This is a genomic window from Marivirga atlantica, from assembly GCF_016734805.1.
GTDB classification, from domain to species: Bacteria; Bacteroidota; Bacteroidia; order Cytophagales; family Cyclobacteriaceae; genus Marivirga; species Marivirga atlantica.
This window is the reverse complement of the sequence record NZ_JAERQG010000001.1, coordinates 553554-569885: the sequence shown is the minus strand read 5'-3', so window position 1 is coordinate 569885 and position 16332 is coordinate 553554. Positions and strand designations below refer to the sequence as shown.

7 protein-coding genes are annotated in these 16332 nt (G+C 36.8%); 3 read left to right on the top strand and 4 right to left on the bottom strand.

Annotated elements, in window-relative coordinates; translation table 11 throughout:
* Nucleotides 1-2: 2 nt before the first annotated feature.
* The 4 genes from JKP34_RS02565 to JKP34_RS02550 form a co-directional block, all read right to left on the bottom strand.
* Nucleotides 3-1448, bottom strand: coding sequence for a DUF4062 domain-containing protein (locus JKP34_RS02565; protein WP_201917392.1), 1446 nt, complete (start codon nucleotides 1446-1448; stop codon nucleotides 3-5).
* Complete coding sequence (locus JKP34_RS02560; protein ID WP_201917390.1) at nucleotides 1441-4593, bottom strand: MFS transporter; 3153 nt, start codon at nucleotides 4591-4593, stop codon at nucleotides 1441-1443. Before JKP34_RS02560 ends, JKP34_RS02565 begins: the two co-directional genes overlap by 8 nt.
* 323 nt (nucleotides 4594-4916) lie before the next feature.
* Complete coding sequence (locus JKP34_RS02555; protein WP_201917388.1) at nucleotides 4917-6047, bottom strand: serine hydrolase domain-containing protein; 1131 nt, start codon at nucleotides 6045-6047, stop codon at nucleotides 4917-4919.
* An 86-nt stretch (nucleotides 6048-6133) separates the two neighbouring features.
* Nucleotides 6134-8308, bottom strand: coding sequence for a bifunctional alpha,alpha-trehalose-phosphate synthase (UDP-forming)/trehalose-phosphatase (locus tag JKP34_RS02550; protein ID WP_201917386.1), 2175 nt, complete (start codon nucleotides 8306-8308; stop codon nucleotides 6134-6136).
* Nucleotides 8309-8527: 219 nt separating this feature from the next.
* Here JKP34_RS02550 and JKP34_RS02545 point away from each other — a divergent pair, with 219 nt between their 5' ends.
* From JKP34_RS02545 to tamL, 3 genes are all read left to right on the top strand, one after another.
* Nucleotides 8528-8968: a hypothetical protein gene (locus JKP34_RS02545; protein ID WP_201917384.1), complete on the top strand. Its 441-nt coding sequence runs from the start codon at nucleotides 8528-8530 to the stop codon at nucleotides 8966-8968.
* Nucleotides 8969-9053: 85 nt separating this feature from the next.
* On the top strand, nucleotides 9054-13991 hold the full coding sequence (locus JKP34_RS02540; RefSeq protein ID WP_201917382.1) for a translocation/assembly module TamB domain-containing protein: 4938 nt from the start codon (nucleotides 9054-9056) through the stop codon (nucleotides 13989-13991).
* Entirely contained in the window at nucleotides 13981-16302 is a 2322-nt protein-coding gene (gene tamL / locus JKP34_RS02535) for a translocation and assembly module lipoprotein TamL (RefSeq protein ID WP_236664866.1), read from the top strand. Before JKP34_RS02540 ends, tamL begins: the two co-directional genes overlap by 11 nt.
* The last annotated feature ends 30 nt before the right edge of the window (nucleotides 16303-16332 follow it).

Genomic DNA, 16332 nt, shown 5'->3' with positions numbered 1-16332 from the left:
CCTCAATTAATGACTTCCGGTTTTTTAAATTCCTTTTCAAGTTGAATAAGAAAGTTTTCTACAGTTTCTAAATCATTTACACCTGCCACCTTGATCTGATATTTTTTACCAAGAACAGACAGCTCTTCTTTTGGCTGTGAAGAAAGCAAAAGTTTACCTAAAATTGGTTTGTTTCGGCCAAAACCTGGTGCTTTTAGTAAATCGAGCAGCTTCATGTGTACCCATTGTTCATTTACATTATCTTGAACTACAAAGGCCACATCCATTTGCTTTAAGCAATCTATATGATGGTTTCTTAACTCCATAAGACCTCCCAAATCCGGCATTTGCAAAACATTTACATTTCTTTTTTTCAAAATGTCCATCACCTTTTTTGAAACTTCTTTATCCTGAGAATCAGCAAGTAAATATACGCTAAGCTGGTTAGGTGAATTGGTTAAGTCAATGCTTTTTAATTTACTATTAATACCTCCTGCTAATAATTCTTCCCAAAGTGTATTTTTAAAGTCTTCTAAAGACGTTTGGAGCACTTCGGCCCCGGCAGATGCATGCGCATCTCTTTTTATGTTATGAATGAATGACTTTTGTTTTTCGCTGGCATATTTTAAGGAAGGCGATATCCAAATAAGTCTTTCAAGCTTATTTTTTTCTTCTGATTTAGAGGCGGCCATCTCATTTTGTAAATCTACAATTGAAATTTCAGAGCCTTTGGGGATATTCCCGTATGAGGCTCCAATCATATGGATAGAAAAAGTACATTCTTCCAAATCTTTGGCAATCGATGCCTTCCATTCACCCGCTGTCAAGGTGGCATGGGATTTTGGGTACACTTCAAAACCATGTCTTATCAATTCTCTTTTGATAATATTTCTCGCTCCTACTAAATCCTGACCCGTTTCGGCTAAGTATACTGCCTTTCTTTTATGAGCTATATCTTTTTCGGTAATGGGTTTATTTACTTTTTCAAGAATGGCTTCGTAGATATCAAAGCAAAGATCTATCATTTTCATCCAATAGTTTTTCTCTGCTTCCTTACTGAAAAAATCATGAAGCTCTCTTTGATTCTCGTCTTCCTCGGTATGATAAAGTTTATAGGCTGGCAAATGCTTAATAGAATCCGGCACATCTACATAGTCAAGCGGTGCTTTAAAAACCTTAAAAACCGTTTTCTCCAAGTTTCTATCTGAGTTGCTTATAAAAGACTCCAACCTATCGAGCGAGTTGCCTGATAAAATAAAATCCGGACTTAGCAACGCTATGAGTATGCCTTCTTCTTTGAGCTCATGAGTATCAGTATCAGATAGTAAATTAAGCTCGAAAGATTTGCCTGATGTTTGGCGCAACATCATAAACAAAAACTTCTTGAAATAAGTCACCCAGCCTTTTCCATCAAGAATGCTCTTGTCATCTTCCGAAGCGTAGAGAATATTTATCTGAATCCTATTCATGTGTTTTAGTCATTTGAGTTGTAATAGCTGAGAAAAACTCGCTCGTAAACTCCCTGCTTTTTGACATTTGGGTGTAAAAATTATTGGTGTTAAGCTTAAATAATATGCTATCCCGATCAGCTCTTAATTCCGTTTGCGACAGTTTGCGATCGGGTTGAAATAACTCACCGAAAACCTGTTGAACTTTAAGCAAATTCTCCGTTCCATCTTCATTCATAAGGCTAGCATTACCTTCGGCCAACACATAAATCGCATTATTCTCAATTTGAGTAAGATCGATTGATTCATTTGTCTTGAGTCTTACAATTTCTGTATTATCAGCTAATTCGCACAACTGTACACCGCTGATATGTTGAAATACATCTAACTTTTTTAAGAACATTACTATTTCAACCAGCAGATAATAGCCATCATTTAAGCCATCATGCAATTGATTATAGGCAATAATTTCAACGAGTTTGTCCTTTTCTTCTTCCGGAATTCTATCAATAACTTTCTCGAATTCGTTGGGGCTCCTGTGGTAAATTAACCAGGCAGCAACTTCTTTAAGTAATCTATCTTTATTAAAAATATGAGATATAACTGCATAATTAGCTTCGAACTGATCGTGAAAGGCTAGTATATATAGCGCACAAGCTTTTACCCATCTTGAAAGCTGATTGTAATCTCTATTGATAATGTTGTTAAGTAGCCTAAGTAGCTCGAAGTGCTCTCTTGGATAATAGATAACTAATGTATTTACCTTCTCATTTACTGAAATATCATCTACCAGAGGAAAGAGTTTTGGCTTTAAGTCATTGGATAAGAACATATCAAGCAATTCCATACCGTATGCAATACCCTCAGCTGTTTCCGATAGTATATTCTCTTTTACCAGGCTTACACTTTCTGCATCATAAAGAAGTGATAGCAACATAAAAATTTGCTCATAATTTTGATTGACTTCCTCCTTTATTGCATCTCTTAATAAGGTATAAGTTTCCTCTTTTGGTAATTCATTTATAGCAGCCAGGTTCCATACCGTTTTGCCTATTTCTTCATCAATAAGTTGTTGAATAATTTGAATGTGGTTACCGCTAGCATTGAAATCAGTATAGCCAAAACCATTAAGCATTTGGTAAACTATTCTCTTATCAGGATAGTCGATTTTTTTGAACAATAGCGCGCGCGCCTCATCGCCACCAATCTTGGCCATAATTCTAACAATCGCCAGCATTATTTTATCAGATTGTCCGGACTTATGAAAGGCTGATTCTAAATGGTGGAGCACTGCATCCCCGGCAGAAATAAGGGCTGCTGAAGCTGCATAGCCATATTTGACAGAATCAAGCATGTCAATTAACACATTCCAGGTTTCGTGTCTTTTTAGCTGACGGGCAGTTTGGATGGCCTCCATGCGCACCGATTGATTGGCATCTTTTAGCAAATCGATCAACAGAAAGATATTCTTAGCATCGGCATATTGAAGAAAGATTTTTGCGGCATATAGCCTGTTCTTTACTTCTAAAGAACGGGACAAAGCACTTAATTGCTCAAATGTAACAGGCACTACATCTTGCGATTGGTTTTCCTTCAAGGCTTTTTCCGCCAACTTCTTAAGCGTTAGTTTGGACGATGAGAAGTCAACTTCCTGAGCACCTTCCAAATAAGCTTTCACCTTATTTGAATCTGAATCGCTCAGATTAGCTTTCATAGCTTCAAATTCATCAGGCTCAAGTTTCTCCATCAACTTTAATCCAAATAGCTTTTTGTTTTCTTCCTGACTATTAACCTGTCTTCTTAATAATCTGGTTAGTGAGTACTCATTAAAAATATTGCCAGTGGCCCTTTCCTTATTTTTAACTAATGTTTTTTGCAGTGTTAATCTGTAGCCATTGTGCATATAGCGGGTCACAAAGTACCAGATTGCCAAAAGAGGTAAGGCCGATACTGAAATTGTTAACAAATTAAATCTTTCAATTTGGCTTAGAAGCAAAATGACAGAACCGGCAATTAAAGCTGCAAATGCGTTAACAACTCCCTGAATTTTAGTTTGAATATCGAAGCGTGTGGAGGAATCTAATGGTAAGAAGTAAAGTTTAAAAGCTGGTTCATCGAGTGCATCTTTCAATGACGAGACAAGCAGTCTACTTACAGCTATCATCACGAAAAAGGCAAAAAATGTAGGGCTTTCGGGGGTATAGCCTAAAGCCGCACCCACCAAACAAGCTACGGTTGTAATTAAGATAGTTACAATGGGGTTTATTAATAAAGACACTTTTAGTCCGTAAAGCGCAATAATTTTATCTGTTGCAAATGTTTGGAACAGAAAGCTGAAAATGATTACTGCCCCATTAAAGTAAGTAAGAAATAATGCCAGGTTGCCTTCATTAAATCTTGCCGAGGCAACGCTAAAGAAAGTATAGTCAATGAAGTTAACGGCAATCATTGAAATGATCACAAAGCCCACCATCAGCATCACATACTTTTCTGACATGAGCCTTTTATAAGGAACAAAAGTATTTTTTCTGGCTCCCCTAAGGTGCTCTTTGCTACTGTTCATTAACCAGGTAAAGGCAAACAACATCCCTCCAACACTAATGAGGCTGAGGGTTAATAAGTCCTGCTCCTCAAAAGCTCCTCTTTTTTCATTCAACATCAAGGGGATTACTACTAATAAGGCTATGATGGATGCTGTTAATTGACCCGTATCAATTCCTCCGATAATTCTTTTTGACTGTCTTAAATCGAATAATCGACCAAAGGCTCCCCAAAAAATAAGCAGTATTAAATAAGTGAAAGGAACTACAATAGTAAAGGTGAAGAAGTATAAGGGTGAAGCATCCTCCATAGTAGAGTATGCAAGCTCAACTGCACCAAGCACCAGGAAAATAAACAGTAAGGTAAATGATGATAACGCCTGAAAGCTAATTTTTGATTGAAAGTAATTGAAGATGGCTGTAACCGTTACCCCAATGATACCAGAAGCCAAAATTGCCAAGGGTAAATCTGTTTCCTCACTAAAGTTATTAAGAAATAAGGCTTCAGCCCCAACCGCTAAACTGGAAACGAAAAAACCCATGAAGGCTCCTAATAGGATTAGTAGGAATACTCTTTTTGACTCGGCTTCCTCCGCATTAAATATTTTAAGAAGAAGTTTTTTCAATGGTTCATTTGGTTATAACTTACTCAATGTAAGATACTTATTTAACAATTAATATTCTAACCAAACAAAAATGCGCCTTTTTCGATCAGTTCTCAAATTAATGGTATGAAGAATTAGTATACATTTAGTGTACACCGCTTTAAAAAGTTAGTTTTCATTCTTTTTGATGTACCTATTAATCAGGAAAGCCACGCCCCATAATATCAGGGCACCAGATGTGGTGTACACTCGAAACTCCGGACTATAGCGAAGGCTGTAATAAAAAAGTATGATAGTACTTGCGAAAAGTACCCAATATATAATTCTTAAAAATTGAATTTTACTCATTTTAATAACTCGTATGCGGCATTCAGGTAGGTATAAATTTCAGCCGGGTGGTGATCAATGTATTTTTTACTTCTTTGTTTTCCTAACCTCACAACAACAGCATTTTTATCTTGCAACACAAATATGTATTGCCCCAAAATACCGCGGGCATATGGAATTTGCTTTCCTTTATAATTGACAATCCACCATTGGTAGCCATAAAATCCAGACTCAGATTCCCTCATGCTATAATCAGCAGGTGTTGTCATCATATGAATATAGTCAGGATGAATAATTGGCTTTCCGTCAATTGATTGGCCTTCATTTAAAACCAATTGGCCAATTCTGGCAAAGTCACGAGCTGTGCTGTTAAAGCAGCAAAAGGCTTTTTCCATGCCTCCCGCCTTATCTAAACTCCATAATGCATCTTGCTCGGCACCAATTCTTCTCCATAATCTGTTGGTTGCATATTCGCTTAATGATTGACCTGTAGCTACCTCCAATATTTCTGCTAAAACTTGTGTGTCAATACTTTTATAATCGAATTCTAATCCAGGAGCGCTTTCAGTAGATAGACCAGCGACCAAGCCCCTCAAATCAGTGCCATAATAAGCTCTGGTAGTAACTGAAAATGGATTGGCATAGCCTTCGCTCCAATCTAAACCAGAGCTCATGGTAAGTAAGTCTCTAATAATCATATTAGCTTTTTCACCTTCAGCAAACTCTGGTAGGAAATCACTTACAGGCTGAAACACACTTTTGATCTGATTCTCTGATATGGCAATACCAATAAGCAAACTCACTATGCTTTTAGCGGCAGAAAAAGAATTGGAAATACTTTTTTGATCATAGCCTTCATAATAGTGCTCATAAACTATTGCTGTATCCTTTATTACTAGAAAGGCCGTTGTTTCATAATGAGCTAGCGTATCCTGAAAAACACCACCTAACTCATATTGATTGTAATTTTCTGACAACTTCCACGGGAGCGGATTGCTGGCAACTACTTTTCTATTTTCAAAAATTTCGTAGTCGTCAATATTAGCATGAAGATACAGAAAAGCTCTTTGCGCATGCGTTGGCAACAATAGATAAACTACGAAGAGCAAAATCACTAAAAATATAAGGCCTCTTACTAATTTCTTCATAAGCTGAAATTACAGCCCGTAAATATAAGAGATATTCTTGCAGAATTGAGCAGGAAAAACCTTTGTGTTCCTAAAAATGCTCCCTTTTAGCGCTCGCCAACCATATTCCAGAGTAAACTTCTTACCTCCTCATGATTTTCTACAGCAAACTTAGCATATGAAAATCCATTGCCTACTTTAATGGTTTCAGCTGTATCCGATAGTGCTTCGAATGTATCTTCATCTGTTCTATCATCACCAAAAGCCATTACAAAATCAGAATTCATATCCTTCAGCCTTTCTTTGGCTGCTTTACCTTTATTAATAGCTGACGGTTTAACTTCTACCACATGGTCGCCATCAATTATATCAAGCCCTTTATTTGATAAGAAATGTTTGAGGTGAGATGATAGCTCTCTAGATCTTAACCCCCCGAGTCCTTTTTCTACTTTTCTATAGTGCCAAACTAAAGTATGTTCCTTTTCTTCAAGGAAGGATCCTGGAGTTCGCTGAATGTAAAACTCCATGATATTTCTGGCCTCATCCTTCCATTCGCTGGAAATAATTTCAGGGTTCTTAATCCAGCCCTTGCCATCGATATTAATTTTAATGCCATGTTCGGCAATTAAGTCAATATGAAATTTAGTAAGCCACTTATCGAGGGTGGCGGCTTTTCTACCACTGATTACCACAAGTTTGGCTTTTTTAGAGAGTACTGTTAATAACTTTTCAAGTTCTTCATCTGGTGCGCTATCTTCAGGATCTTCAAAGAAAGGTACAAGAGTACCATCATAATCCAGAAATATAATAGGGTCTTTTGATTTCTTAAATTTGGCAACAAGTTCTTCTTTTAGTTCTTCCGTAAGTTTCTTGGTAGCCATGGCTTCCTGTCGTGCTTTTAAGCCTCTTAGGTTGCCAATGAATAAATCGACCCATTGGAAAATGGTGTACTTGCTTACGGTTTGCTGCATAATCTGCATGCGCCTCTGCTGTTCTTTAATAGGCATTTCAAGGGCGCGTTTAATCGATTCAACCATTTCAGCTTCATCGTTAGGATTTACCAAAATAGCATCTGATAACTCTTTAGCCGCACCGGCCATCTCACTAAGGATAAGCACACCATCTTGGTTTTCGCGAGAGGCGATATACTCTTTACAAACCAGGTTCATACCATCTCGCTTAGGTGTAATCATGGCAATTCTGCACATTCGGTAAAAAGCGGATAACTCATCCAGCGGATAACTTCTGTAATAGAACCGAATAGGCACATAATTAATGGTAGCATATTTTCCGTTGATATGACCAACCAAAAACTCAACCTTTTCTTTCAAGGCTTTATAGCTTGGCACCCTATCTCTGGAAGGAACTACAATAAGAAATAGTGAAACCTTGCCTATGTATTCCGGATTTTCATCTAGAAATCTATCGAATGCTTTTAATCGACCCGGAATGCCTTTTGAGTAATCCAGCCTATCCATTGACAAGATTAAATCTTGAGAACCAAGAGAATTTCTAAAGGCCATTTCCTTAGCCTTAGCTAATTCGCTTTTAGCAGATTGGGCATATTTGTCATAATCAATTCCCATCGGCAGAGAATCTACCTCAACCAATCTGTTTTTAACTAATATTTGATTTCTATTGTAGCTGTAGCCTGCTAACCTATGGCAACTACTTAAAAAGTGGCGCATGTCATCATAAGTATGGAAACCAATATAATCTGCACCTAAAACTCCATTCAGCAACTTTCTTCTCCAGGGTATCATTCTAAATACTTCATAAGAAGGGAAAGGAATGTGCTGAAAAAACCCGATTGTTATATTTGGGAATTTTTGCCTTAGCATATTGGGAACTAACATGAGCTGGTAATCGTGAATCCAAACCACATCATCTGGTTCAAGCCATTTACTTACTGCATCAGCAAATTTTTGGTTGGCATCTGTGTAAGCTTTCCACTCCTCATCCTTAAAGCGCATATGGTGAATGAAATAGTGAAAAGCAGGCCATAAGGTTTGGTTACTAAAGCCTAAATAAAATTCCTGAACTTCCGCCTCACTTAAAAATACAGGGCGCATATTGCGCTGTATCAGCTCCCCTTCAACTTCCTTCTCCTCTTCTTCCGGTAAAGAAATCCCTGGCCATCCTACCCAAATATTATCTCCATCTTTGTAGATGGAGCCTAAGCCTGTTGCTAGTCCACCTTCACTGGTTTTGTAAAGATTTTTTCCATCTTCTTTTTCAATTCTAATTGGTAAGCGGTTAGATACAATTATGGTTTTTGACATGGTAGGATATTAATTTCTCGCGGATTTTATTTAGTCAATTTAAGGCTTTGTACTTATTAATCATACTGTTAAGGCCATTGTTCACAAAAATTTAAAGGCATTCCACTTATGTTATTGGTTATTAAAGTTCTTCAAAAGGAAACAAAGCACTTTACGACAATATAATTTACCTATGTATTTTTAAACCTATTTTGTATATTTTGAGCTTAATACAGAACTATGCTCAGAAAAAGAATTTTTGTTGGTGCCTTAGTTAGCATCATTCAAATCGCTGTTTTTTACGCTACTTACAAATACATTTTAATTTTTGATGGCTTATTCGGAATGGATTTGAGCAAAACTGTTTTTGAATCGATCTTTCTCGATTGGTTTATAAATGACTACGTGCTGGTTTTTGCAATGCTCATTTTACTTCAAAACCTCCTCATTATTATTACCTGGCGAAAAAAGTGGACGATTTTGTTAAGAATCATTACCTCTATTCTTCATACCCTCTTCTGGCTGGATAACATGGAAACACTCAAATATGAATCCATGATCATGGGAGTTGTTGGCCTAATCCTTATTTGGCTCGGCCCTCTGTTCGAACTTTTGTTCATTAAACTTCTTAAAATTGAGCACCCTTATAGGGAAAGAGATTATTACGAAGACCTCAATTAATCACATTCTGTAAATACTATTCAAACAATATAGCGGTTATGGCCTTAATAATGGATAAATTGCGGCCGTTTTATTAAACCTGAATTTGAACAGAATACTTAAATACTTTTTAATCTCTATTGGGGTAATTCTTTTGTTGTTAGTTGGCCTCATCCTTTCTTTAAGGCTTCCTTATGTGCAGCAGAAAATAACCAACTATGCTACCTCTTATGTGAGCGATAAAACCGAGACTGAAGTTTCTATCGACAGGCTCTATGTCACCTTTTTAGGTGCCGCTCAAATAGAAGGGATTTATCTGGAAGACAAGCAAAAAGATACGCTGCTTTATGCTAAGTCAATTTTGGTTGATGTTGAATGGAAACCCCTTTTGGATGGTTTTTATCATGTAAAGAGAGTAGCACTTGAAGGCGTTAATGCCAACATCCATAACTCAAAAGACAGCACTTTTAACTACCAATTCTTAATTGATGCTTTCTCAGATTCCACCAGCAATAAAAAGCCTGCAACTCCTGATAGTACTAAAGAAAAAAGCTCTATTCCTTTTAGTATTGATAAAATCTATCTGGCAGACATAAATGCATCATTTAAAGATATAACCACCACCTTAAAAACTTCCCTATCACTAACTGAACTTGAAACTGAAGTTAACTCTTTAGATTTTGACAGTTTAAATTTTGATGTAGCTCACCTTAATTTAAATGGCGTTAATTTTCAATACCGACAAGAGCAAGGGTCTCCGCCCTCAGAAGAAGAAAGTGACGTTAGCCTACCCCACATAAAAGTAGGGTCAATTAAATTAAGTGATATCAAATTTAATTATGATGCTGTTTACGATAGTTTATTTGTAGGTGGTGATTGGAACAAACTTGAAATTACTACTGCTTCTTTAAACCTCAATAAACAACAGATTAAGGTTGAAAGGCTTTTGAACCAGCAGCAATCATTCTCTTTACTGTTACCCACTACAGATACCACAAGTGCTCAAAGTGATTCTGTCAACAACAACTCTGACGAACCCTTTACTTTACCTGACTGGACTATTGATGTTGGTGAAATCGACTTCAACTTGCGGCAGCTGGCTATTAACATGGGCAAACCTGTCAAGACTAAAAGCTTTGATGCAAATCACCTCAATTATAGCCACATAAATCTTTCTTCTGAATCACTTTCTTTTTCTTCTAAGCAGATTAAGGCCGATGAGCTTCGTTTTTCCGCTCAGGACAAAAACAACTTTAACCTCAAACAACTTAAAACAGATCTTGACTTTAACGACAAAGGAATTTCATTAATTGGTTTAAAGCTACAAGCCAATCAAACAAATATTGATGGTGATATCATTTTACAGTATAATTCCTTTGATGAACTGATAGAAGCTGACCTGAATAAAATCAATGCTAACATTCAATTTAAAGCGGGAACAAAGGTTGCTCTTAATGATGCATATTATTTCTCTCCAAGCCTGAAAAAAGTTGCTCCCTATGATTCTCTGGCCAAACACCCAATTGCTTTATATGGCCAGCTAAAAGGTAATGCTCTAAAAACTGATATCGAAAAGCTCGTTGTTTTTTACGGTGAGAAATCAAGCATCAATACCAAAGGTTCAGTAGAGAGATGGATGAATGCTGACAGCATTCAAGTAACTCTTAATGATTTAACCTTGAATGCGAGTACCAATGATTTCTCTTTTTTCATGCCATCCGACTACCCCAATCATTACCCTCAAAAAGTTGAGTTAACTGGAAAGGGATTTTATTCTCCCCAAAAAGTATCGGCAGATGCTAATGCTGTTATTGATAACTATTCTCAACTAGATGTAAAAGGATTCCTAAACCTGACCAAAAAACAAGATTATAAGCTTGACCTAAAAGCAAGTAAATTGGCTTTAGACAAGTGGTTGCAAGACTCTATTAGTTTTGAACCAACCGATGTTTTTGTAAATGCCGAAGGCTCAGGATTTAAATGGCCTAATTTAACAACTGATGCCAGCATCATTATTCCTAAGTTTAGTTATCAACAAATGGACTTCGACTCCCTTTTTCTCGATTTGCAAGTGATAAAGGACTCGCTAAACTTAAACAGTAAATACAAAGATAATAAACTAGCCTATCAGCTTACTGCAAATGGAAAACTCGATTCTACTCAGCAAAAAATCACTTTAGACCTGAATCTTGATAAACTTAACCTTCAGACTTTTGGCATCGCAGATTCATTGGCTTATGCCCAGCTTCATTTAAACTCAGATATTTTACTGATCGATAGCTCTCAATATATTGACCTGAAAATCGAGCGAATGTCTTATGCCGATCAGACAAATTTTTTCACTTTTGATCCTCTCAAACTTAAAGTGGGTAACGATGCAGACAGCAGCTACATTTCTTTAGAGTGGGAGCAAATTTCGGGTGAGGTAAAACTCAATCAGCCACTAAATGCGCTTAGCAGAATTCAATATAATGCGGAAAATATTCTGGCTTTAGAGCTTTTCAATGTGGATTCCACATACAAACCGGTAGATGTTAAGGTAGACATTAAGGCCGCCCTAAGCGAAAATGTAAATGCCCTGCTTAATGAATCTCTCACTTTTGATCCATTAAGGTTTCACGGTGAGTATCTGTCGAAAAAGAAAATGCTTGATTTCCAATTAAACCTCCCTCAGCTTACTTATCAAGATATTAGCATCGATAGTTTAGCAATGGATATTAAAGCCGATACCAACTCCTTAAAACTTGAAAATACTATAAAGAAAATTGAATCCGGCTTCATCAATATTTATGAAACTTCGCTACTGGCAGATGTAAACCAGGAACAAGCTAATTTTAAGCTATTCATGCTTGATGAACTTTCTGATAGTTTGTTCTTTATTAATGCGACTGCAAAAGAGTATAATGATTCCTTAAACTGGAAAATTAACCCTGATAGGTTGCTGTTAAATGGTTCAAGATGGGAGGTAAATGACGATAATACTTTCAAGTTTACAGATAATAAATTGCGTATTGAAAGTCTCCGCTTAAAACAAGGGGAGCAGTCTTTGGCAATTGAAACCATAGAAAATGAAAACTCAAATGGTTTAGCTATAGATTTTAGTCAGTTCCGGATCGAGAATTTTATTTCGCTTCTAAACCCTGAAGAAATAATACTTAAAGGCATGTTAGATGGAAAGTTTCGTCTGGCAGATTATAATAACCCCTTGGATTTCACTGCTGATATAAACTTAAAGAACATTTCTGTTTTCGATAAAGACGGTGGCAACTTGAGCTTATCAGCAAAACAAATTGAAAATCATAAATATGATTTAAAGATAGATGCCAAAGGACCGCTTGATTTAGAAGGTGGTGGTTGGATAGACACTAATACGGAAAGCCCAACATTTGACATTGACCTGGAAATGCTCAAGCTTTCATTACCATTTGTAACAGCTTTTTCTGAAGGGTTTATTAAAGAAGCCTCAGGCACGATTGCAGGAAACTTCAAAATCAAAGGTAACATTGACAATTTCGATTATTCAGGTGATATCCGATTTAAAGATGCCAGCGTATTTTCAACCGATTTAAATACACAATTTAAGCTCCCTAATGAGAAGCTATTGCTAAAAAACCAAACTATCCATTTAGACAACTTTACTGTTTTAGATGAACAGAATAATAAAATGCAGCTAACTGGAGATATCTACACAAATGAACTACTTAATCCTGATATTCAGCTTGAGTTAAAAGCCAATAATTTCCAGCTAATGAATACCGATAAAAGTAATAATGAGACTTATTATGGGAAAGTTTATGTGGATGCCAATATAAGCTGGAAAGGCACTCTAAACAGGCCAAAAATTAATTCAGAATTAACCATAAATGATAATACCAGCTTCACTTATGTAGTACCTCCTTCAACAGTTGATATTATTGAACGGGAAGGAATTGTTCGTTTTCGCAGCCCTTATGAAGCGCTCGATAGCTTAAAGGTAAAGGGCGATAGTACCTCAAAGAATGTCGATATAAGTGGAATTGAGTTAGATGCCCTCATTAAAACAGATAAAAATGCTCAATTTAAAGTAGTGGTAGATGAGCGTAGAGGTGATTACCTAATTATTTCAGGTGAAAGTGACTTAAACTTAGGGTTAAATGAAGCCGGAACAATTAACCTCACAGGAAACTATTTGGTAAACGAAGGCTACTATCAACTCAGCCTTTATGATTTAGTAAAACGTAAATTTGAAATACAATCGGGCAGCCAGGTAAAATGGTATGGTGATCCTTATGAGGCAGGTCTGGATATTACAGCTAACTACCAGGTGGAAACTTCTCCATCCACATTAATGGCTGATCCTTCAAGTAGCTCTCAAACAAAATCACAATACAGACAAAAAGTACCCTTTATAGTAAACCTTTTTATAAATGGTAGCCTTTCAAGTCCTGAAATTACTTTTGGTTTAAACATGCCGCAGGATGTAAGAGGCACCTTCGGTGGACAAGTTTATCAGCAAATTCAATCCATTAATAACAATGAAGCCGAATTGAACAAGCAGGTTTTTTCTTTGCTTGTGCTTAATCAATTTTTCCCTCGTGGTTCATCAGGCACTGGCCCCGATTCAGAAGTAATAGCTCGAAATTCTGCCAGCCAGATTCTAACTAATCAATTGAATAAAATTAGTGATCAATACATTAAAGGAATTGATCTGAGCTTAGATTTAGACAGCTATAAAGATTATGAAAGTGGCACCGCTAAGGATAGAACCCAATTAGGATTGAGTCTGAGTAAAAGTTTATTCAATAACAGGTTTAGAGTGCAAATTGGTAGCCAGGTAGATTTGGAAGGTCAGCAACGCCAAGACCAAAGTGCAACAGACATTCTTGGCAATGTATTAATCGAATATCTACTTACTGAAGATGGTACTTATAAACTAACTGGTTACAGAAAAAATGAGTTTGAAGGCCTAATTGAGGGTCAGGTAACTGTAACAGGCTTATCAGTTCAGTTTAATAAAGAGTTTGAGCAATTTAAAGACTTATGGAATAATAGAGATGAAGAATAGGCTCAATTACCATATCATATGCCTTTTAAGCATGCTTTTTCTAGCAAGCAGCTGCAATACATTAAAGTATATTCCTGAAGACGAAAAGCTATACACAGGTGCGGATATTTCAATAAAGGGTAAACTAAGCCGCTATGAAAAAGGAGAATTAAAAGAAGAGCTTAATTTAGTAACTCGGCCAAAACCCAATGAAAAAATTCTTGGTATACGCTTGGGTCTTTGGGCAAGACAACGAGTAAATAGAGGCGTATCTACTTTTTATTCCAGATGGATAAACAAAAGAATAGGTGAAGAAGCTGTGTTGTTAAGCGAAATAGACCTTAACAGCACAAATAAACTTATGCGTAATAGGTTAGAAAACAAGGGATATTTCTACAGCCAAATTAGTTCTAAAAAATCTCCTGGCAGACTAACTGGAGTTACCAAGTTTACAATCCGCCCTGGCACAAGGTTGTTAATCAGTGAATATGAATATGATTCTGTAGGTATTCCCTTAATGGATAGCTTATTAACTGAGTATACGAGCAGAGAAAAAACCATTAAGCCTAAAGCCCCTTTTGACCTTTACATGCTAAAACAAGCAAGATCTAATATCTCTCACTATCTCAAAGAGCAAGGTTACTATTATTTCAATGCCGATTATCTAATTTTTGATGCTGATTCTGTTAATACCACTGAACCAAATAGGGTCAAATTAACCTTAATGGTGAAAGAAAATACTCCGCAGGCCGCACTTGCTCAGTATAAAATTGGTGACATAACTGTTTTCCCTCATTACACTTTATTGAATGACAGCACCAAAACTGGTAATGACACGGCAATCTATAAAGGTGTGGAATATATTCAAGATGGTATTTATTTCTACCCTGCCAAATTGCATCCCTATCTCTTATTTAAGGAGGGGGATTTATACGATGAAGAGGAGGAGCGATTTACTAGCAGGCGTTTAAATTCCTTGCAAAACTATAGATATGTAAGCATCCGCTTCCAACGTGATTCTACACTTGCAAGTGGGTATGGAACACTTAATACCTCAATTTATCTTTCTCCATTAAAAAAGCGTTCGTTCGTAGCTGAATTTCAGGGCACCTCAAAATCAAACAACTTTGTGGGCACAGCCCTAACACTAGAGTACTTGAACAGAAACATTTTTCATGGAGCGGAAACCTTCAGTTTAAAAGGAAAAGTTGGTTATGAGGCTCAATTAGCAGGAGGTGAACTATCAGGTTTAAATAGTTTGGAAACCGGTATTGCAGCAGAGTACCGAGTACCTCGTTTGGTTTCACCTTTTCATTTGCACGAAAAATTCAGATACTCCATCCCTAAAACCAAGTTTAGGCTGTCTTATGATGTGCTTCGCAGAGTGCAATATTATTCGTTGAACTCGTTTCTTGGTTTAGTTGGCTATGAATGGAATGTAAATGCGTATGTTACCCACAACCTGAACCCAATCTCAGTTAACCTTATTAACATTGCCAAAAAAACCGCAGCCTTTGAGGAGCTACTCAACGATAACTCCTTTTTAAGAAGAAGTTTTGAGCAACAATTTATTCCCGCTTTAAGCTACAGCTATCAATACAATAAGTTGTTGCTTACAGAGCAGAGAAGCCGTTTTCTTGTTTTGTTTAATGCTGAATTGGCAGGAAATATGTTTGGGCTCATTCAAAATATCGGTGGCAATTCTGGTACCAATAAATCTTTATTTGGTGTAGAATATGCGCAGTACAATAAGTTCGATATTGATGTCAGAAACTATTTTGAAGTCACTCAAAACTCGCAATTTGTGACTCGCTTATTTACCGGCTGGGGATTTCCTTACGGCAATTCTCAAAGCTTGCCATATTCCAAACAGTATTTTTCAGGTGGGCCAAATAGTTTGCGTGCTTTCCGAATTCGATCTGTAGGACCAGGAAACTACTCTACTACAGATGAAACATCGACCAGCTCATTTTTCGACCAGACAGGAGATATTAAAGTAGAGGGCAACCTCGAATATCGTTTTCCAATTTTCTCTTACTTTAAAGGTGCCGTTTTTGCAGATGCAGGAAACGTTTGGCTGCAAAATGGAGACCCTGAAAATAATTTTGAAGGAGAGTTTACTAAAGATTGGTCCAATCAGATAGCCGTTGGTGCCGGTATAGGTTTGCGGCTGGATATTCAATTTGTGGTAGTTCGGCTAGATGTAGCTACGCCTCTAAGAAAAGCCGATGCAAACGGTACTTTCACCTGGCAAGATAACTATCAGTTTGGTAACAAAAGCTGGAGGCAACAAAACATAGTTTGGAACTTTGCAATTGGTTATCCCTTCTAATTTGCAAGTAAGTTAAAAGCAATTGGGTAT